At 49.1% G+C, this 226-nt stretch carries 1 rRNA gene; it reads left to right on the top strand.

Annotated features, from left to right (window positions below):
• Positions 1 to 161 precede the first annotated feature (161 nt).
• Positions 162 to 226: ribosomal RNA gene (gene rrf, locus OGY19_RS01760) — 5S ribosomal RNA — on the top strand; the annotation flags it as partial.

A 226-nucleotide genomic window follows, 5' to 3' on the forward strand; every position in this document is an offset into this window, starting at 1 on the left:
AGGTCGGGTGTGTAAGTGTAGCGATACATTGAGCTAACCGATACTAATGAACCGTGAGGCTTAACCTTACAACGCCGAAGGTGTTTTGGCGAAGAGACATCGATATTCAGCTTGATTACAGATTACATCGACATGCTAAAGCGTGTTGATAACAGAATTTGCCTGGCGGCTGTAGCGCGGTGGTCCCACCTGACCCCATGCCGAACTCAGAAGTGAAACGCCGTAG

Source organism: Citrobacter sp. Cy070 (assembly GCF_030332245.1).
In the GTDB taxonomy this organism is placed as follows: Bacteria; Pseudomonadota; Gammaproteobacteria; order Enterobacterales; family Enterobacteriaceae; genus Citrobacter; species Citrobacter youngae.